This window comes from Pseudomonas sp. NFACC45, from assembly GCF_900113505.1.
GTDB lineage: Bacteria > Pseudomonadota > Gammaproteobacteria > Pseudomonadales > Pseudomonadaceae > Aquipseudomonas > Aquipseudomonas tehranensis.
The window spans coordinates 45,014-65,193 of the sequence record NZ_FOPO01000007.1 but is presented as its reverse complement, the minus strand read 5'-3'; the positions used below and the strand labels follow the sequence as shown (position 1 = coordinate 65,193).

The 20,180-nt window shown below is 60.0% G+C and carries 22 protein-coding genes; 14 read left to right on the top strand and 8 right to left on the bottom strand.

Annotated features, from left to right (window positions below; all coding sequences use genetic code 11):
- Window positions 1-107: 107 nt before the first annotated feature.
- Window positions 108-563 (bottom strand): flavodoxin, encoded by a 456-nt coding sequence (locus BM132_RS14445; RefSeq protein WP_092456138.1) that lies wholly within the window; start codon window positions 561-563, stop codon window positions 108-110.
- A 156-nt stretch (window positions 564-719) separates the two neighbouring features.
- Here BM132_RS14445 and BM132_RS14440 point away from each other — a divergent pair, with 156 nt between their 5' ends.
- Both BM132_RS14440 and BM132_RS14435 read left to right on the top strand, forming a co-directional pair.
- Window positions 720-1,196, top strand: coding sequence for a PAS domain-containing protein (locus BM132_RS14440; RefSeq protein ID WP_092456135.1), 477 nt, complete (start codon window positions 720-722; stop codon window positions 1,194-1,196).
- A gap of 54 nt (window positions 1,197-1,250) precedes the next feature.
- Window positions 1,251-1,856: a hypothetical protein gene (locus tag BM132_RS14435; RefSeq protein ID WP_092393997.1), complete on the top strand. Its 606-nt coding sequence runs from the start codon at window positions 1,251-1,253 to the stop codon at window positions 1,854-1,856.
- 23 nt (window positions 1,857-1,879) lie between these two features.
- Here BM132_RS14435 and BM132_RS14430 read toward each other — a convergent pair whose 3' ends face one another.
- The gene (locus BM132_RS14430) at window positions 1,880-2,839 is read right to left on the bottom strand and encodes a MerR family transcriptional regulator (RefSeq protein ID WP_092394000.1); all 960 of its coding nucleotides are present in this window, start codon (window positions 2,837-2,839) and stop codon (window positions 1,880-1,882) included.
- Window positions 2,840-3,057: 218 nt separating this feature from the next.
- Here BM132_RS14430 and BM132_RS14425 point away from each other — a divergent pair, with 218 nt between their 5' ends.
- From BM132_RS14425 to BM132_RS14395, 7 genes are all read left to right on the top strand, one after another.
- Complete coding sequence (locus tag BM132_RS14425) at window positions 3,058-3,627, top strand: antibiotic biosynthesis monooxygenase (protein ID WP_092394003.1); 570 nt, start codon at window positions 3,058-3,060, stop codon at window positions 3,625-3,627.
- Between the two features lie 134 nt (window positions 3,628-3,761).
- Complete coding sequence (gene folM, locus BM132_RS14420) at window positions 3,762-4,472, top strand: dihydromonapterin reductase (RefSeq protein WP_092456132.1); 711 nt, start codon at window positions 3,762-3,764, stop codon at window positions 4,470-4,472.
- Between the two features lie 20 nt (window positions 4,473-4,492).
- Window positions 4,493-5,050 carry a GTP cyclohydrolase I FolE gene (folE, locus tag BM132_RS14415; protein WP_092456129.1) on the top strand — a complete coding sequence of 186 codons (558 nt, stop codon included), beginning with the start codon at window positions 4,493-4,495 and terminating at the stop codon, window positions 5,048-5,050.
- Window positions 5,051-5,431, top strand: coding sequence for a dihydroneopterin triphosphate 2'-epimerase (gene folX, locus BM132_RS14410; RefSeq protein WP_092394011.1), 381 nt, complete (start codon window positions 5,051-5,053; stop codon window positions 5,429-5,431).
- Window positions 5,432-5,528: 97 nt separating this feature from the next.
- On the top strand, window positions 5,529-5,825 hold the full coding sequence (locus tag BM132_RS14405; RefSeq protein WP_063324421.1) for a DUF1244 domain-containing protein: 297 nt from the start codon (window positions 5,529-5,531) through the stop codon (window positions 5,823-5,825).
- Window positions 5,818-6,156 carry a HopJ type III effector protein gene (locus tag BM132_RS14400; RefSeq protein ID WP_177218177.1) on the top strand — a complete coding sequence of 113 codons (339 nt, stop codon included), beginning with the start codon at window positions 5,818-5,820 and terminating at the stop codon, window positions 6,154-6,156. Before BM132_RS14405 ends, BM132_RS14400 begins: the two co-directional genes overlap by 8 nt.
- A 303-nt stretch (window positions 6,157-6,459) precedes the next feature.
- Window positions 6,460-7,710, top strand: a complete 1,251-nt coding sequence (locus BM132_RS14395) for a 2-aminoadipate transaminase (RefSeq protein ID WP_092456123.1) — start codon at window positions 6,460-6,462, stop codon at window positions 7,708-7,710.
- 183 nt (window positions 7,711-7,893) lie between these two features.
- Here the strand turns inward: BM132_RS14395 and trxB are convergent, their stop codons facing one another.
- On the bottom strand, window positions 7,894-8,856 hold the full coding sequence (trxB, locus tag BM132_RS14390) for a thioredoxin-disulfide reductase (RefSeq protein WP_047228640.1): 963 nt from the start codon (window positions 8,854-8,856) through the stop codon (window positions 7,894-7,896).
- Between the two features lie 300 nt (window positions 8,857-9,156).
- On the opposite strand from trxB, the gene cysZ reads away from it, so the two are divergent.
- Together cysZ and BM132_RS14380 are read left to right on the top strand one after the other, a co-directional pair.
- The gene (cysZ, locus tag BM132_RS14385) at window positions 9,157-9,912 is read left to right on the top strand and encodes a sulfate transporter CysZ (protein ID WP_092394020.1); all 756 of its coding nucleotides are present in this window, start codon (window positions 9,157-9,159) and stop codon (window positions 9,910-9,912) included.
- 39 nt (window positions 9,913-9,951) lie between these two features.
- Window positions 9,952-11,151, top strand: coding sequence for a glycosyltransferase family 4 protein (locus BM132_RS14380; protein ID WP_092456120.1), 1,200 nt, complete (start codon window positions 9,952-9,954; stop codon window positions 11,149-11,151).
- A gap of 137 nt (window positions 11,152-11,288) precedes the next feature.
- On the opposite strand, the gene BM132_RS14375 is transcribed toward BM132_RS14380, so the two are convergent.
- From BM132_RS14375 to BM132_RS14365, 3 genes are all read right to left on the bottom strand, one after another.
- Window positions 11,289-12,392 carry an NADH:flavin oxidoreductase gene (locus BM132_RS14375; protein WP_092456117.1) on the bottom strand — a complete coding sequence of 368 codons (1,104 nt, stop codon included), beginning with the start codon at window positions 12,390-12,392 and terminating at the stop codon, window positions 11,289-11,291.
- Between the two features lie 242 nt (window positions 12,393-12,634).
- Window positions 12,635-13,117 (bottom strand): glutathione peroxidase, encoded by a 483-nt coding sequence (locus tag BM132_RS14370; protein ID WP_092456114.1) that lies wholly within the window; start codon window positions 13,115-13,117, stop codon window positions 12,635-12,637.
- Between the two features lie 113 nt (window positions 13,118-13,230).
- Complete coding sequence (locus BM132_RS14365) at window positions 13,231-13,716, bottom strand: FKBP-type peptidyl-prolyl cis-trans isomerase (protein ID WP_047228645.1); 486 nt, start codon at window positions 13,714-13,716, stop codon at window positions 13,231-13,233.
- Between BM132_RS14365 and BM132_RS14360 the strand changes: the two genes are divergently transcribed.
- The 3 genes from BM132_RS14360 to BM132_RS14350 are packed head-to-tail and all read left to right on the top strand — an operon-like array spanning window position 13,685 to window position 17,087.
- Window positions 13,685-14,023 carry a DUF3565 domain-containing protein gene (locus BM132_RS14360; RefSeq protein WP_092394906.1) on the top strand — a complete coding sequence of 113 codons (339 nt, stop codon included), beginning with the start codon at window positions 13,685-13,687 and terminating at the stop codon, window positions 14,021-14,023. The genes BM132_RS14365 and BM132_RS14360 overlap by 32 nt on opposite strands.
- Window positions 14,024-14,081: 58 nt before the next feature.
- The gene (pta, locus tag BM132_RS14355; protein ID WP_092394032.1) at window positions 14,082-16,181 is read left to right on the top strand and encodes a phosphate acetyltransferase; all 2,100 of its coding nucleotides are present in this window, start codon (window positions 14,082-14,084) and stop codon (window positions 16,179-16,181) included.
- Window positions 16,182-17,087 carry an acyltransferase gene (locus BM132_RS14350; RefSeq protein WP_092456111.1) on the top strand — a complete coding sequence of 302 codons (906 nt, stop codon included), beginning with the start codon at window positions 16,182-16,184 and terminating at the stop codon, window positions 17,085-17,087.
- Between the two features lie 144 nt (window positions 17,088-17,231).
- Here the strand turns inward: BM132_RS14350 and cysN are convergent, their stop codons facing one another.
- Window positions 17,232-19,130 carry a sulfate adenylyltransferase subunit CysN gene (gene cysN / locus BM132_RS14345; protein WP_092456108.1) on the bottom strand — a complete coding sequence of 633 codons (1,899 nt, stop codon included), beginning with the start codon at window positions 19,128-19,130 and terminating at the stop codon, window positions 17,232-17,234.
- 9 nt (window positions 19,131-19,139) lie between these two features.
- Window positions 19,140-20,057, bottom strand: a complete 918-nt coding sequence (gene cysD / locus BM132_RS14340; protein WP_003178041.1) for a sulfate adenylyltransferase subunit CysD — start codon at window positions 20,055-20,057, stop codon at window positions 19,140-19,142.
- Between the last annotated feature and the right edge of the window lie 123 nt (window positions 20,058-20,180).

Genomic DNA, 20,180 nt, shown 5'->3' with positions numbered 1-20,180 from the left:
ACAAGCTAACCAAGTCTAGTCAGCTCCAGCGGGGTCGGTAGTTGCATTGGCAGCCAGCTTACTGGCCGAGCGAGTCATCCGAGGGTGGCCGTTCACCTCACATTACGTTAGCGACGCAGCGCCTCGATCAACGCCTCCAGCCAAGGTTCGGCATCGGTTTCCGGGGTGACGCTTTCGCTGGCATCCAGACGCAACATGGGCAACACCTCGCGCACGCCCAACTCGGAGAACAACTCGCGCATCTGCTCGCCACCGCCGCAGAAGGTATCACCATAGCTGGCGTCGCCCAGGCCTATCACGGCACCAGGCAGGTCACGAAAGGAGGCTGGCAATTGGTCGCAAATCGTCGAATATAATGGCATCAAGTTGTCCGGCAACTCTCCCATACCCGTCGTGGAAGTCACGGCCAGCAAGGCCGCCGGGCCAAATGCCTGAATGTCCGCAAGGCTTGCGCGCGGGTTGTGCAGCGTTTCAAAACCCGCTTCACCGAGCAGTTTGGCGGCGTGCCGAGCAACTTCTTCGGCGGTCCCGTAAACGGAACCCGAAAGGATGGCGACTTTCATCAATCTGATCCTGAATCTGAATAAAAAGAGCGGCGATAGTAGCAGGCTCAGACGCAATGCTGCGATTGACTCTCAACAACCAATAATGGCCAGTAGACATCGCGGTAGGTTCTTCTAAAATGCAGCGCATACAGGGATGTTCAAGGGATGTCGCCCATGATTAACGCTCAACTGATGCAACTGGTCATCAACGCCTCGAACGACGGCATCGTCATCGCAGAAAAAGAAGGCGACGAAGACAATATCCTGATCTACGTAAATCCGGCATTCGAACGCCTGACCGGTTACAGCAGTGAAGAGATTCTTTATCAGGATTGCCGTTTCCTGCAGTCCGGTGATCGCGATCAGCCGGCCCTGGAGCAGATTCGCACGGCCCTGAAGCAGGACGGTGCCTGCCGGGAGATACTGCGCAACTACCGCAAGGACGGCAGCCCTTTCTGGAATGAGTTGTCTCTGTCGACGGTGAAAAACGAGGCTGACGGACGCACCTATTTCGTGGGTGTGCAAAAAGACGTGACCGCTCAGGTCAAGGCTCAGCAACGCGTCGCCCAACTGGAGAAGGAGCTGGCTGAAGCACGAGCAACCATTGCCCGACTCGAAGCGACGAACGGCGCAAACAAACCGGCGAATTAGCGGTCAGTCACTACAATCACCAGTGAAAGTGTAAATCCTCTTTTCGAGCACATCATGCAGCGCGACGCCCTACTGACGCAGGATGAATTGGATTTCATCCGGACCATGCAGCACAACCCGCAACTCAACGAGCGGGATGTCACGTCGAGCTTGCTGGTAAACGGCGGGTCGCAAATTCGTGACTTGCTGACGCGCCTGGCGGCCAACGAACAGGTCACGCTGCAAGCCAACTTCGAAAACCAGCAAATGACTTTTCCGTTGCACCTGGTGGAAGACGAGTTCCACGCAATGCACCTGCGTCTGGGTGTGCCCAGCATCTACGAAGACGGGCCGAAAATTCGGCCATGGCGCCTCACACTTGACGAGCCGGTGGCGCTGGAAAATGCCAAGGGCCAGCCCGGACCGCTCTGGGTCCATGAGGTGTCCTGCAAAGGAATCCTGTTGCAGAACCGCAGTCGGACCAAGCCGCCAAAGCAATTCGCCTTGTGGTTCAGCCCGTCAGGTTATGAAAGGATTTCCTTGCGCGGCACACTGGAACGGGAAACCGCTCAGGGCCTGTACGCCTACCACCTGAGCCAGAATGACGAGGATGAGACCGAGCGCCTGCGTCAATACATCCTTCAGCAACACCGCCTGACCCATCCGGCCATGCACATCTAGTGCACGGCTTGACCTGCCGGTTATCAGGTATCCAGATTACCCGCCAATAGCTGTCGCAACCGCTGGTGCATCAAGGTCCCTTCATTGCCCAGGCAACCGATCGACGACCCGGCGAGGCTGTCCTGAAGCAGATCGGACGCATCACCGGCCAGCATCAGCGGGCAGTCCAGGCCCATCGCCAACTTGTTCAGGCGTTTGGGTAACTCCGGAGGCGGTGCATGGTTGGAAACCAGCACCAACGCCAACGGCTGGATTTTCTGGCACACCAGGGTCAGTTCGTCGAATGGCAACCCAATGGTCAACACCCTGACGCCGACTTCCGCCTTGGAGACGAACAGCGCTGTGACCAGCAACTCCAGCTCTCGACATTGACCGACAATGCCCACAACCAACACGCGCCGCGAATGGGCTTCGCGCTTGAGCAAGAGTCGCTGGATGATACGTGATCGCAGGAACCCATCGAAAAACACCCATTCGCTGGTTTGTCCGAACTCTTGCTGGCGTTGCTGCAACTGTCGCCAGACCGGCATCAGGATGTCCTGAAATACGATCGGCACAGCGTAGGTGGAAAATATCTGCCCGTAGAGACGATCCAGCTCTATGTCGTCAAAGTTGCCAACCGCGCCAGCCACCTGCTGTTGCCATTGGGCATAATCGGCTCTCACCAGATCCGAGGAAATAAGCGCGGAAACCGGTTGCACCGATTCGGTCTTGGTCAGGATCTTTCCCACTTTGCTCACGGCCACCCCGCGCTCAATCCAGGCGAGGATGCTGCGCACCTTTTCGATGTCGCCCAAGGAGTACAAGCGATGCCCGCTTTCGGTGCGTGTGGGCTGGATCAGACCGTAGCGACGCTCCCACGCGCGCAAGGTCACGGGATTCACGCCGGTCAGTCGCGCGACTTCGCGGATGGGGAACAGTTCCTCCTGCCTCAAGGCAGTGGTTGCCTGGAAAACGAAGTTTTCCTCAGTGATTACGCTCATTTTGGCAGACAGTTCCGGCTGGCAAATTGGATCCCAGTGTACTCCCTCTGAGTCATAGGATGACAATAACAACACAACTGATGCGCGATTTTGTTGCTTTTCACTCAAGAAGGAATAAACCTTGCGTGCTTTTTGGCGAACGGACGCGCCCCACCACCCTGGGGTGTTCCCGCGAATCTCCTACCCGGAGTACCGCACCTGTTTTACGGAGATACATAATGTCTACCTCACCTGTCACCTTGATGGTTGCCCGTCGTGTCGCCAATGGGCGCTATCAGGACCTGATCGCCTGGTTGCGTGAAGGCGAACAATTGGCCACCGACTTTCCCGGCTACCTGGGTTCCGGTGTACTCGCGCCACCGCCTCAGAGCGATGAATTCCAGATTATTTTCCGCTTTGCCGACGAGCAGACCCTGCACGCCTGGGAACACTCAGCCTCGCGCACGGCCTGGCTGGCGCGAGGCAGCGAGCTGTTTGCCCACCCTTCGGAACACAGGGTGCGCGGTATCGACGGTTGGTTTGGCGCCAGCGATCAACGTCCACCACGCTGGAAACAGGCCGTGGCCATCTGGCTCGCGTTCTTTCCGGTGTCGCTACTGTTCAACTTTCTGCTGGGGCCATTGCTCAGTGAGCTGGGAATGATGAGCCGCGTGCTGATCAGCACGCTCATTCTGACGCCACTGATGGTCTATCTGTTTATTCCGATGTCGACTCACCTGCTGGCGGGTTGGTTGAACGGTGCAGCGCCCAAAGCACTGCCAGCCAAGCCGGCTACGCAGAATCAGTGAGGCCGGGCCGCTCTCGTCGGCCGCAGCGTTCGCGTTCAACAAGGGCCACTGTGGGAGCGGGCTTGCTCCCACAGAGTCGTCGCCACCTTGCGTCGCTGTTATAGTTTTGCGATTGCCGTGAACCGAGCCTTCCTATGCCCAGCGCCATCGCTCCGATCCTGATCACTGGCGCAGCCCAGCGCGTCGGTTTGCACTGCGCCCGTCGACTGCTCGAAGACGGTCATCCGGTCATCGCCACTTTCCGCACCGAGCGCCCGGGCGTGCAGGCGTTGCGGGATATGGGAGCGATCGTGCTGTTTGCTGACTTTTCCAGTGAGACCGGGATTTTGGCCTTCATTGATCAGCTCAAGCAGCACACCGACCGATTGCGCGCGATTGTCCACAACGCCTCGGCATGGCTGACCGAGACGCCCGGCCACGAAGCAGCCGCGTTCAACGCCATGTTCACCGTGCACATGCTCGCCCCCTACCTGATCAACCTGCAGTGTGCCGAGCTGCTGCAACGCTCAACCCCGGCAGATATCGTGCACATCAGCGATGACGTCACGCGCAAGGGCAGCAGCCGGCATATCGCCTATTGCGCCACCAAGGCCGGGCTCGAAAGCCTGACTCTGTCGTTCGCGGCGAAATACGCGCCACACATCAAGGTCAACGCAATTGCCCCGGCCCTGCTACTGTTCAATCCCGAAGACGACGCGGCCTACCGTGCCAAGGCCCTGGCCAAGTCCGCGCTGGGCATCGAGCCCGGCAGCGAAGTGATCTATCAGAGCCTGCGTTATCTGCTGGACAACCCCTACGTCACCGGCACGACCCTGACCGTCAACGGCGGCCGGCACGTCAAATAGCCTTGCTTCGAGGATGCACCATGGCGTTATCGTCCAAGAACTATCGCGAGATCCTCATCGGCCTGGGTGAAGACCCGGAACGCGAAGGCCTGCTGGATACTCCGGTGCGTGCGGCCAAGGCCATGCAGTACCTTTGTCACGGCTATGCACAAAGCGTCGATCAGATTGTCAACGGCGCCCTGTTCGCCTCCGACAGCGATGAAATGGTGATCGTCGCCGACATCGAACTCTATTCCCTGTGCGAACATCATCTGTTGCCCTTCATCGGCAAGGCTCATGTGGCTTATATTCCTACGGGCAAGGTCCTGGGGCTGTCAAAGATCGCCCGGCTGGTGGACATGTTCGCCCGCCGCCTGCAAATTCAGGAAAACCTCACCCGGCAAATTGCCGACGCGGTGCAGCAGGTCACCCAGGCCGCCGGCGTTGCAGTGGTGATTGAGGCCCAGCACATGTGCATGATGATGCGCGGTGTCGAAAAACAGAACTCGACCATGAACACCTCGGTGATGCTCGGCGTCTTTCGCGAATCCAGCACCACCCGCCAGGAGTTCCTGCAATTGATTCGACGGAGCAAATAAATGCCACAACTTCAACCCGCCATGGCGCGCATCAAGGTCAAGGACTTGCGCTTGCGCACGTTCATTGGCATCAACGAGGACGAAATCCTCAACAAACAGGATGTGTTGATCAACCTGACCATCCTCTATGCGGCCCAGGACGCGGTGCGTGACAACGACATCGACCACGCACTGAACTACCGCACCATCACCAAGGCGATCATCGCCCACGTGGAAGGTAACCGTTTCGCCCTGCTCGAACGTCTGACCCAGGAGCTGCTCGATCTGGTCATGGCCAACGAATCGGTGCTGTATGCCGAAGTCGAAGTCGACAAGCCCCACGCCTTGCGATTTGCCGAATCGGTGTCGATTACTTTAGCTGCAAGCCGGGCTGCTTCGTAGCAGCTACAAGCCTCAAGCTGTAAGCTTCAAGCCTGACACCGTAATCCAAACTTGCAGCTTGAAGCTCGCCCCTTGAAGCTGTCTCGCAGAGACGCCCATGAACGATCAACAACGCCTCGAACTTGAAGCCGCCGCTTTCCGTCGGCTGGTTGCCCACCTGGACAGCCGCAAGGATGTGCAGAACATCGACCTGATGAACCTCGCCGGCTTCTGCCGCAACTGCCTGTCCAAGTGGTACAAGGCTGCGGCCGATGAACGCCAGATCGAGGTCAGCCTCGATGACGCCCGCGAAGTGGTGTACGGCATGCCCTACGCCGAGTGGAAAGCCCAATACCAGAAAGAAGCCAGCGCCGAACAGCAAGCGGCGTTCGCCAAAGGAAAACCCGATGCCTGACCTGAACACCCTGCGCGCCAGCCTCAACAGCGGCGAACATATTTTTGCCGACACCCTGGCCTTTATCGCCAATGGCTACGACTATCAGCCTCAGGCTTTCAGAAACGGTGACGTCGACAACGCCGCCGGGCAAAACGAAGGTTCCTGCAAGACCCTGGGCCTGGCCCTGCTCGAAGGCTTGAGCGATGAAGAAGCGCTGCTGGCGTTCGGCGAACATTACCGCTCAGTACTGGCCACGCCTGAGGGCAGCGACCACGGTAATATCCGGGCGCTGATGGCCCATGGGTTGGCCGGGGTGAAGTTCGAGGCGCCGCCGCTGCAACGGCGCTGATCGCCCCTACCTGTGTGGTGAGATCCGCTTTTGTGGCGAGGGGATTTATCCCCGCTGGGCTGCGTAGCAGCCCCAAAGCAGTTACCCCATCAGTCTGACACACCGAGGCAGCAGGTCTTAGGGCTGCTGCGCAGCCCAGCGGGGATAAATCCCCTCACCACAAGGGCCGCGCTCCTCCTGGCTGACCAACACATTCCCACATCCCGACTTTTAAGATTGACCCGGCAACTTTATTTCGTTTGCCGGGCGCCTCTGCTCGCGGCTTAGATAAAGGGAATCTTTCCTTCTTCCGAGCCGTCATCCATGAGCAGCGAAACCATCAGCCAATCGATTTCAATCGTGCACCCCGTCAGCCTCAGCCACGGCAAAAATGCCGAGGTCTGGGACACCGACGGCAAACGCTACATCGATTTCGTGGGCGGCATCGGCGTGTTGAACCTCGGGCACTGCCATCCCCGTGTCGTCGAAGCTATCCGCGAACAGGCAACCCGGCTGACGCACTACGCCTTCAACGCTGTCCCACACGCGCCCTACATCGAATTGATGGAGCGCCTGGCAGCGTTTGTCCCGGTGGATTACCCGGTCAGCGGCATGCTCACCAACAGCGGCGCCGAAGCCGCGGAAAACGCCTTGAAGATCGTACGCGGCGCCACCGGCCGCACAGCCGTCATCGCCTTTGATGGCGCTTTCCACGGCAGAACCCTGGCCACTCTCAATCTCAACGGCAAGGTCGCGCCCTACAAACAGAAAGTCGGCGTACTGCCCGGACCGGTCTATCACCTGCCCTACCCCAGCAAGGACAACGGCGTCACCTGCGAAGAGGCGCTGAAGGCCATGGAGCGGTTGTTCAGCGTCGAGATCGACGTGAATGACGTGGCGTGTTTCATCGTCGAACCGGTGCAGGGCGAAGCCGGTTTCCTGCCGATGGATATTGCCTTTGCCCAGGCCCTGCGGCGGTTCTGCGACGAGAAGGGTATCGTGCTGATCATCGATGAAATCCAGTCCGGCTTCGGCCGCACCGGCCAGCGCTTTGCGTTCTCGCGACTGGGCATCGAGCCGGACCTGATACTGCTGGGTAAAAGCATTGCCGGCGGCGTCCCCCTGGGAGCCGTGGTGGGACGCAAGGCGCTGCTGGACAATCTGCCCAAAGGCGGCCTGGGCGGCACTTATTCCGGCAACCCCATCGCCTGCGCCGCCGCATTGGCAACCCTGGAGGCAATGACCGATGCGAACCTGCAGGCTTGGGGCACACAACAGGAAGAGGCAATTGTCAGCCGCTATGAGTCATGGCGCAGCCGCGGGCTGTCACCTTACCTAGGCCGCCTGACCGGCGTCGGGGCGATGCGCGGCATCGAATTGGCCCATGCCGACGGCAGCCCGGCATCGGCGCAACTGACCCAATTGTTGGCCCTGGCGCGAGAGTCTGGCTTGTTGCTGATGCCCAGCGGTAAATCACGGCACATCATTCGGCTACTGGCGCCATTGACGACTGAGGCGACGGTGTTGGAAGAAGGGCTGGATATTCTGGAAGCTTGCCTGGCGAAGCTGCCTTGAAATACAGATTCTCCTGACCACACAAAAAACCTGTGGGAGCGGGCTTGCTCGCGAATGCGGTGGATCAGCCAGCACAGTGTTGACTGACCCACCGCCTTCGCGAGCAAGCCCGCTCCCACAGGGTTTGCGTGGAGCCTAAGTACAAAAAAACCGGCCGAAGCCGGTTTTTTTATGCCTGTTGAATCAGAACGAAGCGTTCTGCAGACCGTCCAGGTAACGCTCGGTGTCCAGGGCTGCCATGCAACCGGCACCCGCCGAGGTAATCGCCTGACGGTAGACGTGGTCCGCCACGTCGCCGGCCGCGAAGATACCTTCGACGCTGGTGGCGGTGGCGTTGCCGTCGCGGCCGCCCTTGACCACCAGGTAACCGTCCTTGAGTTCCAACTGACCCTCGAACAACGAAGTGTTCGGGGTGTGGCCGATGGCGATGAATACGCCGTCGACTTTGATCTCGTCAAAGCTGCCGTCGTTGTTCTTCAGACGGGCACCGGTCACGCCCATATTGTCGCCCAGCACTTCATCCAGGGTGGCGTTGAGCTTGAGGATGATCTTGCCTTCAGCCACACGGGCATTGAGCTTGTCGATCAGGATCTTCTCGGCGCGGAAGGTTTCGCGACGGTGGATCAGAGTGACCGTGCTGGCGATGTTGGCCAGGTACAGGGCTTCCTCAACGGCGGTGTTACCACCACCCACCACAGCCACAGGCTTGTTGCGGTAGAAGAAACCGTCGCAGGTGGCGCAGGCGGAAACGCCTTTGCCCATGAAGGCTTCTTCCGATGGCAGACCCAGGTAACGAGCGCTGGCGCCGGTGGCGATGATCAGGGCATCACAGGTGTAGGTCGCGCTGTCACCGGTCAGGGTGTACGGCTTGGCGGCGAAGTCCACGGCATTGATGTGGTCGAAAACGATCTCGGTCTCGAAGCGCTCGGCGTGCTCTTTCATACGCTCCATCAACACCGGGCCGGTCAGACCGTGGACATCGCCCGGCCAGTTGTCGACTTCGGTGGTGGTGGTCAATTGACCACCGGCTTGCATGCCGGTAATCAGCAACGGCTTGAGGTTGGCACGGGCGGCATAAACCGCAGCGCTGTAACCGGCAGGGCCGGAACCGAGAATAATCACTCGCGAATGACGCACTTCAGACATGACCTGCTCCTGTTGACCGGCCCTTGCGGGCCGGAACGCCGGGTGAGCGGCGCGAATAAAAGGGACTGTCGACGCACTTGGGGAAGGCTTGGGTTCGACAGTCCTGAAAAGAATGGGTGCAGCGTATCGAGGGAGCGAAGATTAAGGAAATACGGTTTAACAATCCAGCTCATAGGTGAGCTCTATCCAGATCGGTCAGTTCAATAAACTCGGCAAACGTTGTTACACGCCATGTCGATGCTTTCCCGAGCCAGGCAAAGCCGGTATGGTCGGCGCGTTAATCTTCGCTCGGAGCCTCTTATGCCCGCCCCCGTCCTGTCCGGCCCGCAATATTTGCGAGAAGGACTCAAACTGGTCCTAAGCCCGGGTCTGCGCTTGTTTGTGCTGTTGCCATTGGTGATCAACCTGGTGCTGTTCGTCGGATTGATCTACCTGGCCGCCCATCAGTTCAGCCTTTGGGTCGACACGCTGATGCCGTCGTTACCGGATTGGCTGAGCTTTCTCAATTATGTCCTGTGGCCGCTGTTCGTGGTGCTGGTGGTGCTGATGGTGTTTTTCACCTTCACCATGCTCGCCAATGTCATCGCCGCGCCGTTCAACGGTTTTCTCGCGGAGAAAGTCGAAGTGGTGATCCGTGGCACCGACGATTTCCCGGCCTTCAGTTGGGGTGAGTTGATCGCCATGATCCCTCGCACCTTGGCCCGGGAGGCACGCAAGCTCGGCTACTTCCTGCCCCGCGCCCTGGGCCTGCTGGTGCTGTCCTTCATTCCGGTGATCAATATCGTGGCCGCGCCGTTATGGCTGCTGTTCGGGGTGTGGATGATGGCGATCCAGTACATCGACTACCCGGCGGACAACCACAAGCTGGGCTGGAACGAAATGCTCGCCTGGCTGCGGGAAAAACGCTGGCAGAGCCTGGGTTTTGGCGGCAGCGTGTACCTGGTGCTGCTGATCCCGGTCGTCAACATCCTGATGATGCCCGCGGCGGTGGCCGGGGCGACCTTGTTCTGGGTGCGCGAGCAAGGCGCCGAGACCGCGTTGGCCCGCCAGGGCTGACCGGTCACAAATCCATCATTCAAGCGTCACAATGGCGAAATGGCCCCGGTCGACACTGGGGTCATGACCACACACCTGCATATCACCCTCATCACCGAAACCTTCCCGCCGGAAATCAATGGCGTGGCCAATACCCTGGGCCGCCTGTGCGACGGCTTGCGCGCCCGCGGGCATCAGGTGGAATTGATACGGCCCCGTCAGGTTGGCGACCAACGCCAGGCCGGTGACGAGCAGTTGTTGCTGTGTCGCGGCTGGCCGTTACCGGGGTATCCGGGTTTGCAGTGGGGCCAGGCTTCGATGCACAAACTGCTGCGGCGCTGGAAACGTCATCGCCCGGACGTGCTGTACATCGCCACGGAAGGGCCGCTGGGTTTATCGGCATTGCGGGCGGCCCGGCGCCTGGGCATCTCGGTGGTCAGTGGCTTCCATACCAATTTCCAGCAATACACCCAGCAGTATGGCCTCGGGTTGTTGAGTCGTGCCCTCACCCATTACCTGCGCTGGTTCCACAACCGCTCCAGCCTGACCCTGGTGCCGAGCCTCAGTCAGCGCATGGAGCTGGAACGCCGGCATTTCGAGCGCGTGGCGCTGTTGTCTCGCGGGGTGGACAGCCAATTGTTCCAGCCCATGAAGCGCTCGACAGCTCTGCGTGAAGCCTGGGGCTTGGGCGATGATGACATCGCCGTGATCCATGTCGGGCGCTTGGCACCGGAGAAAAACCTCGGGTTGCTCAAGCGCAGTTTCGACACGCTGTGCAGCGCTTTCCCGCAGCGGCGGATGAAACTGGTGGTGGTCGGTGATGGCCCGCAACGATTCACCCTGGAGCAGGAACTGCCCGACGCGATCTTCTGTGGTTCACAGCGTGGTGAAGCGCTGGCCTGCCACTATGCGTCCGGGGATGTATTCGTCTTTCCGAGCCTGACCGAAACCTTCGGCAATGTGGTGCTGGAGGCGCTGGCGTCCGGGTTGGGCGTGGTGGCCTATGATCAGGCCGCAGCGGCGCAACACATCCGTCACGGTCACAACGGTGTACTGGCCATGCCGGGGGATGAAGAGGCGTTCTGCGAAGCGGCCCGCTGGCTACTGGAGGAGCGTGAAACCTTGCGTTGCGTGCGGCTCAATGCGCGCCAGCATGCCAGTCGCCAGGGCTGGCCATCGGTGATCGAGCAGTTCGAGACGCAATTGCGTGGGGTTTGTATTAGCGAGCCAGTGATGCCTGCTGCGCCGACGGTGCGTTAATGAATCGGTGATGCTGAAACCGCCATCGCGAGCAGGCTCGCTCCCACAGTGGATCCCGGTCGTACACAAATCATGTATCCGCTGAAGATCGAATGTGGGAGCGAGCCTGCTCGCGAAGGGGCCAGCCCAGTCGCCGCTTAAACCAGTGTCATCAACGCCTCACGGCTGAACGGCAAGATCTCCTGTTCCCGGCCTTCACGCACTTTTTGCGCCCAATCCGGATCTACCAGCAGCGCTCGCCCCACCGCCACCAGGTCGAACTCATCATTGTTCAGGCGCTCCAGCAGTTTCTCCAGGCTGGCCGGCTGCGCGACTTTGTCGGTGTTGACCATAAACTGCAGGAACTCGCCATCCAGGCCAACGCTGCCGACGGTGATGGTTGGCTTGCCGGTCAGCTTGCGGGTCCAGCCCGCCAGATTCAGTTCGGAGCCTTCGAATTCAGGCTCCCAGAAGCGACGGGTCGAGCAATGGAAAATATCCACACCGGCCTCGGCCAAAGGCTTGAGGAAGTCGCCCAAGGCCTCTGGCGTTTGCACCAGGCGCGCGGTGTAGTCCTGCTGCTTCCATTGGGAGAAACGGAAGATGATCGGGAACCCTTCACCTACCGCAGCACGCACGGAGCGGATCAATTCGATGGCGAAGCGCGAACGGTTGGCCAGACTTCCACCGTAACCGTCGGTGCGCTGGTTGCTGCCCTCCCAGAAGAACTGGTCCACCAGGTAGCCATGGGCGCCGTGGATCTCCACGCCGTCCATGCCGATGCTCTGGGCGTCTTTCGCCGCCTGGGCGAACGCTGCAATGACTTCGTCGATATCCGCCTGGGTCATGCCGTGAACCACGACCTGGCCGTCCTTGAGTTTTTCCGACGGACCATAGCCCGGCACGCTGGCGTCCGGCTCGGTCCCCAAGCGCCGCACGTTACCTACGTGCCAGAGCTGCGGAACGATCTTGCCGCCTTCGGCATGCACTGCATCAACCACTTGCTTCCAGCCGGCCAGCGCGGCATCGCCGTAAAAATGCGGCACGTTCGGATAACCGTTGGAGGCCTTGTGCCCGACGGTCGTGCCTTCGGTGATGATCAGACCGACGCCGGCCGCCGCGCGACGGCGGTAATACTCCACGACCTTGGCGTTCGGCACGCCGCCTGGGGAAAAGGAGCGAGTCATCGGCGCCATCACTACCCGGGTCGGCAGCTCCAGCGCACCGAGATGGAAGGGTTTGAACAAGGCTTTTACAGGCATGGGACACTCCACGGAAACAGGGTCGCAGGTCGAATATGACAGCGATAATATGGACCGTGGAGAGCAATGGATAGCACTATTGATTTGAATGATTGTGGATCAAAAGGAAGGTGTGTTGGAGCTGTCGAGTGCAACGAGGCTGCGATCTTTCCCCTGACACTTGAGTCTCAAGTGAAGAGCAAAGGGTCGTCCGAACGCGGCCCGAGCCTTCGGCATCTCCTACCTCTGCAAATTCCCGGGAATCAAGCCAACGCTTTTTCAATAGCCTGGATCACGGCCGGATCATCCGGCGCCGTGCGCGGTGAGAAACGCGCCAGCACCCGCCCGTCCTTGCCCAGCAGGAACTTCTCGAAGTTCCAGGTGATGTCCCCCGGAAACTCGGCCCCCTCGCCTGCCAGCAGACGGTACAACTGATGACGGTCGTGCCCGTTGACTTCCAGCTTGCTGGACAACGGGAACGTCACACCATAATTGAGGCTGCAGAAACTCTGGATTTCCTGTTCCGTTCCCGGCTCTTGTCCGGCGAACTGGTTGCAAGGCAGGCCCAGCACACAGAAACCCTTGGCCTTGTATTGCTGATAGAGGTTTTCCAACGCAGCGTACTGAGGTGTCAGGCCACATTTGGAGGCGACATTGACCACCAGCACGACTTGCCCCTTGAACGGCGCCAGATCAAGTTCCTGACCATCCAGGGCTTTAAGTTTAAGGTCGTGAAAAGCACTCATGACGAACTCCAGGTTTGCGGATCTTTTCGAACAGCCATGGACGATGCTAACAGCAACCGACTAAAAAGGCGCCGTAAGGCGCCTTTCCAGTTCACTTGAGCGTAGCGCACAAATCAGTGGTGATGACCACCTTCGCCATGGACGTGACCATGGGCGATTTCTTCCTGGCTGGCATCACGGATGTCGACGATCTTGACCTGGAAGTTCAAGCGCTGACCGGCCAACGGGTGGTTGCCGTCAACGGTGACGTCATCGCCTTCCAGGTCGCGGATGGTGACGATCTGCATCTGGCCATCGGGCGCCGAAGCGTGGAACTGCATGCCTACTTCCAGCTCATCCACGCCCTCGAACATGCTGCGGCTCAGGGTGCTGACCAGCTCGGCGGAGTATTCGCCATAAGCATCTTCCGGCTCAACGGTAACGTTCAGTTCGTCACCGGAAGTTTTGCCTTCCAGGGCTTTTTCCAGACCCTGGATGATGTTGCCTGCGCCATGCAGGTAGACCAGCGGAGCGCCGCCGGCAGAGCTGTCGATGACCTCACCAGCGTCGTTGGTCAGGGTATAGTCGATGGAGACAGCCTTATTGGCGGCGATCAGCATGGGGCGAGACCTTTTGCATAAGAATGAAGAACGGACAAGTCTAAACAAGGATTTGCCCGAAAGCGAACGGAACCCGGACAAACGGCCCTGCTCGAATAGACCGACGGTCACAGGTTTTCATCAGGACGAGGACGGGCACTGGGTGGCCGAGCTGTCCTGCGGCCATACCCAGCACCTGCGCCACCAACCACCGTGGCAATCACGCAGCTGGGTGCTGGACCCAGTCCAACGTACTGAAAAAATTGGCCAGCCCTTTGACTGCGGCTGGTGCGCACAGGCCCCGGTTAGCGATAACCTTGGCGCCTGAATTGACGGTAGACGGCAGTTATAGCCTCGCCTTTGCCATGCACCTTTAGAGAATTCGCATGCAAACTTTTTTTATCGCGCCCACCGATTTTGGTGTGGGTCTGACCTCCATCAGCCTCGGGCTGGTGCGTACACTCGAACGAGCCGGGCTGAAAGTCGGTTTTTTCAAACCCATCGCCCAGCCCCACCCCGGCGATACCGGACCGGAACGCTCCACCGAACTGGTGGCCCGCACCCACGGCCTCAAGCCGCCACAGCCGCTGGGTCTGGCGCACGTCGAACGCATGCTGGGCGACGGCCAGCTCGATGAGTTGCTGGAAGAAATCATCACCCTCTACCAGCAGGCCGCCATCGGCAAGGACGTGCTGGTCGTCGAGGGTATGGTCCCGACCCGCAACGCCAGCTATGCCGCGCGGGTCAACCTGCACCTGGCCAAGAGCCTGGACGCCGAGGTCATCCTGGTGTCGGCGCCGGAGAACGAAGTGCTGACCGAGCTTTCCGGTCGCGTTGAGCTGCAGGCGCAACTGTTCGGCGGGCCCAAAGACCCGAAAGTCCTCGGCGTGATCCTGAACAAAGTTCGTACCGAGGAAAGCATGGAGGCCTTCTCCGCACGGCTCAAGGAGCACTCGCCGCTGTTGCGCAGCGGTGATTTCCGCCTGCTCGGCTGCATCCCGTTCCGCCCCGAACTCAACGCCCCGCGCACCCGCGACGTGGCCGACCTGATGGGCGCGCAGGTGCTCAATGCTGGCGATTATGAAACCCGGCGCATGAGCAACATCATTATTTGTGCCCGCACCATGCGCAATACCGTGGAGCTGCTCAAGCCCGGCGTGCTGGTGGTGACTCCCGGCGATCGCGACGACATCATCCTGGCTGTGAGCCTGGCAGCGCTCAACGGCGTACCGTTGGCCGGCCTGCTGCTGACCAGCGACACCCTGCCCGACCCGCGCATCATGGACCTGTGTCGAGGCGCCTTGCAGGCGGGGCTTCCGGTGCTGTCGGTCAGTACCGGGTCTTACGACACCGCCAACCTGCTCAATGGCTTGAACAAGGAAATTCCGATCGACGACCGCGAACGTGCAGAGATCATCACCGATTTCGTCGCCAGCCACCTGGATGCCAAGTGGCTGCATCAGCGTTGCGGTACGCCACGGGAAATGCGCTTGTCGCCGGCGGTGTTCCGCTACCAATTGATCCAGCGCGCCCAGGCCGCCGACAAACGCATTGTGCTGCCTGAAGGCAGCGAACCGCTGACCGTCCAGGCCGCCGCCATTTGCCAGGCCCGAGGCATCGCGCGCTGCGTGCTGCTGGCCAAACCGGCGGACGTCGAGGCCGTGGCTCGTGCCCAGGGCATCGAACTGCCGCCGGGGCTGGAGATTCTCGACCCGGATTCGATTCGCGAGCGTTACGTTGAACCGATGGTGCGGCTGCGCAAGAGCAAAAGTCTGAACGCGCCGATGGCCGAACAGCAACTGGAGGACACCGTGGTGATCGGCACCATGATGCTGGCGCTCGATGAGGTCGACGGGCTGGTGTCCGGCGTTATCCACTCCACCGCCAACACCATCCGTCCGGCCTTGCAACTGATCAAGACCGCCCCGGGATGCTCGCTGGTGTCTTCGGTATTTTTCATGCTGTTTCCCGAAGAAGTGCTGGTCTATGGCGACTGCGTGATGAACCCGCATCCCAGCGCCGCGGAGCTGGCGGAGATTGCCCTGCAAAGCGCCGACTCGGCTGCCGCGTTCGGCATCACGCCACGGGTGGCCATGCTCAGCTATTCCAGCGGCGAGTCGGCCAGCGGCGAAGAGGTGGAGAAAGTCCGCGAAGCCACCCTGCTGGCCCACGAGGCGCAACACGGCTTGCTGATCGACGGGCCGCTGCAATACGACGCCGCCGCCAACGAAACCGTGGCCCGACAACTGGCGCCCAATAGCCAGGTGGCCGGCCGCGCGACAGTGTTCATCTTCCCGGACCTGAACACCGGCAACACCACCCACAAGGCCGTGCAACGCAGCGCCGATTGCGTCAGCCTCGGGCCCATGCTGCAAGGCCTGCGCAAACCGGTAAACGACTTGCCGCGCGGCGCTCAGGTCGACGACATCGTGTACACCATCGCCCTGACCGCGATCCAGGCCGCCAACCGACCCATGGATATTTAAATGCTGGATTTCCTGCCTGCTCCTGTGCGCGGCGTCATTGCCTCGCTGCTGTTGGCGTTGAACACCATCGCCTGCTGCACCCCGCTGTTCATCGTGGCGATCTTCAAGCTGTTGCTGCCCTTCCCAGCCGCCCAGCGTTTCACCGACTGGCTGATGGGCCACATTCATGAAGCCTGGATCAGCAACAACAAGGCCTGGATGAACCTGCTGCGCCGCACCCGCTGGCACCTCAGCGGCCTGGAAGGCCTGGACTACCAGCACTCCTACCTGATCACCAGCAACCACCAGAGTTGGGTTGACATCATGGTGTTGCAGTACGTGCTGAACCGGCGCATTCGTCCACTGAAGTTCTTTCTCAAGCAGGAGCTGATCTGGGTACCGGTGATCGGCCTGGCCTGGTGGGCCCTGGGGTTCCCATTCATGAAGCGCTACTCCAAGGCTTACTTGGAGAAGTACCCGGAAAAGAAAGGCAAGGACCTGGAAACCACCCGCAAGACCTGCGCGAAATTTCGCAACAACCCCGTGGGCATCTTCAACTTCGTCGAAGGCACACGCTTCACCGAAGGCAAGCATGCCCAGCAACAGTCACCGTTTCGCTACCTGCTCAAACCCAAGGCCGGAGGCATTGCGTTTGTGCTCGATGCCATGGGCGAACAGCTGGAGTCGATCATCAACGTGACCATCCACTATCCGGCCGGCCGACCGGGATACTGGGACTTACTGTGCGGGAAAGTTGACGAAGTGGTGGTTCATTTCCAGGAACTGAAGATCCCGCCGCAGTTCATCGGCAGGAACTACGACCAGGACGGCACCTATCGCCTGGAGTTCCAGGGCTGGATCAACCAGCTGTGGCAGGACAAGGATGCGTTGCTTGAGCAGATGCATCGCGAGTATCCCTCCATTTAAAATCAAAAGATCGCAGCCTTCGGCAGCTCCTACAGGGTCTTGTGCACACCTGTAGGAGCTGCCGAAGGCTGCGATCTTTGAGATGACAATAAAAAGCCCGCAGATGATCACTCATCTGCGGGCTTTTAGTTACAGCGGCGTTCCTTAGATCGCCCCACGCTTGCGCAGCAGATCCAGCACCTGCTTGACGCTTTCTTCCAGCGACAGCGACTGGGTGTCGATCACCAGATCGGCGTCCAGCGGCACGTCATACGGGAAGGACTCACCCGGGATGTTGTCGCCGGCAGCAGCGTACAGCCCTTGCGGATCGCGCTGGGCACAGACCGCTGGCGAGGCCTGGACATAGACCGTCAGCAGACGCTCCTTGCCGATCAGGTCCTTGGCCTGCTCACGGCCTTCAGCATTCGGGGCGACGAACGCGGCGAGGGTCAGCAGCCCGGCTTCGTTGAACTGGCGGGCGACATGAGCCGCACGGCGCCAGTTTTCGGTACGCCCGCCACGATCCTGTGGCAAGCCTTTGTTCAGGTCATGACGCAGGTTCTGGCCATCGAGCACGAAGACCGCACGGCCCATGTCGAACAGCTTGCGCTCCACCGCATAGGCCAGCGTGCTTTTGCCAGCGCCCGACAGACCACTGAACAGCACCGTGGCCGGTTGCTGGCCGAAGCGCTGGGCGCGCTCTTCCACCGACACATGGGCCAATTTGCCGTGATGGGTGCTGTGGCCGTGGGCCAAAGGCTGGGCCACGATCATGCCGGCACCCACGGTGCCATTGGTCAGGCGATCGATGATGATGAACGCGCCGGTGGTGCGATTGCTCTCGTAACCATCCAGGGCGATCGGTGCATCCAGGGCGATCTTCACCTTGCCGATTTCGTTGAGCTGCAATGCGCTGGCCGGGCCTTCTTCCAGGGTGTTCACGTCGACCTTGTTGACGATGCTGGCAATCGAGCCCGGCACGTAACTGGTGGCGCGCTTGATGTCGTATTTCTTGCCCGGCAGCATTGGCTCTTCGGCCATCCACACCAGCATCGCTTCGAAGCTGTCGGTCACCGGCGGCACACTGTCGGCATGCACCAGCAGGTCGCCACGGGAGATGTCGATCTCGTCTTCCATGGTCAACGTCACCGCCTGACCAGGGCCCGCGTGTTCCAGCTCGCCTTCGAAAGTGACGATGGATTTGACGCGGCTGCTCTTGCCCGAAGGCAGCACCACCACTTCGTCGCCCTTGTGCACGATGCCGCTGGCCAGGGTGCCGGCGAAACCGCGGAAGTTCAGGTTCGGACGGTTGACGTACTGCACCGGGAAACGCAGGTCGGTGAAGTTACGGTCGCCCGCCACTTCCACGGTCTCGAGGATTTCCATCAGCGACTGGCCGGTGTACCACGGCGAGCGCTCGGACTTGTTCACCACGTTGTCGCCCTTGAGGGCCGACATCGGCACGAAGTGCATGCTGGTGGGCTTCATCTTCAAGCCTTCGGCGAACTTCAGGTAGTCGGCCTTGATCGACTCGAACACGCTCTGATCGAAGTCCTTGAGGTCCATCTTGTTGATGGCCACGACGATGTGCTTGATGCCCAGCAACGAGGCGATAAAGCTGTGGCGACGGGTCTGGGTCTGCACGCCGTAGCGGGCGTCCACCAGGATGATCGCCAGGTCACAGGTGGAAGCACCGGTGGCCATGTTGCGGGTGTACTGCTCATGGCCGGGGGTGTCGGCGATGATGAATTTGCGCTTGGCGGTGGAGAAATAGCGGTACGCGACATCGATGGTGATGCCTTGCTCGCGCTCGGCCTGCAGGCCGTCGACCAGCAACGCCAAATCGATGTCGTCACCGGTGGTGCCGACTTTCTTCGAGTCGCGGGTGATGGCTTCCAGGTGATCTTCGTAGATCATCTTGGAGTCGTGCAGCAGGCGCCCGATCAGGGTGCTCTTGCCGTCGTCGACGTTACCGCAGGTCAAGAAACGCAGCAGCTCTTTGCGCTCGTGCTGGCCCAGGTAAGCGAGGATGTCCTCGCTGATCAAATCAGATTGATGCGACATGACAGCCCCTTAGAAATAACCTTGACGTTTTTTATCTTCCATCGAGCCTGCGCCATCGTGATCGATGACCCGGCCCTGGCGCTCGGAAGTTCGCGTCAGGAGCATTTCCTGAATGATGTCCGTCAGGCTTTCGGCTTCGGACTCCACCGCGCCCGTCAACGGGTAGCAGCCAAGGGTGCGGAAACGCACTTTCTTTTTGACGATACGGGCTTTGTCTTCATCGGACAGGTGCTCGAGGATGCGCTCGTCGTCAATCATGATCAGCGTACCGTTCTTCTCGATCACTTCACGCTCGGCGGCGAAGTACAACGGCACGATCGGGATGCCTTCGAGGTAGATGTACTGCCAGATGTCCAGCTCGGTCCAGTTCGACAGCGGGAATACCCGGATCGACTCGCCCTTGTTGACCTTGCCGTTGTAGACGTTCCACAGCTCGGGGCGCTGGTTCTTCGGATCCCAGCGATGCTTGCTGTCGCGGAACGAGTACACGCGCTCCTTGGCGCGGGACTTCTCTTCATCGCGACGGGCACCGCCGAACGCAGCGTCGAAACCGTACTTGTCCAAAGCCTGTTTCAGGCCTTCGGTCTTCATGATGTCGGTGTGCTTGGCGCTACCGTGAGTAAACGGGTTGATGCCTTGCGCCACGCCGTCCGGGTTCACGTGAGTGATCAGGTCCAGGCCCAGTTCTTCAACCATGCGGTCGCGGAACTTGTACATTTCCTGGAATTTCCAGCGGGTGTCGACGTGCATCACCGGAAACGGCAGCTTGCCGGGGAAGAACGCCTTGCGTGCCAGGTGCAGCATCACGGCGGAGTCTTTACCGATGGAGTACAGCATCACCGGGTTATCGAACTCGGCGGCCACCTCGCGGATGATGTGGATGCTTTCCGCCTCCAGCTGTTTCAGATGCGTCAGTTTGTCGACCATGGCTACTCACGAAAACTTTCTTATGAACGGCCAGCGGGCCGTGTTCGAGCGGGGAATCCTAGCACAGCGACCTCTTCTAATCAGGGCGCCAACTAGATCGAAACAGCATATGGATATGCCTGA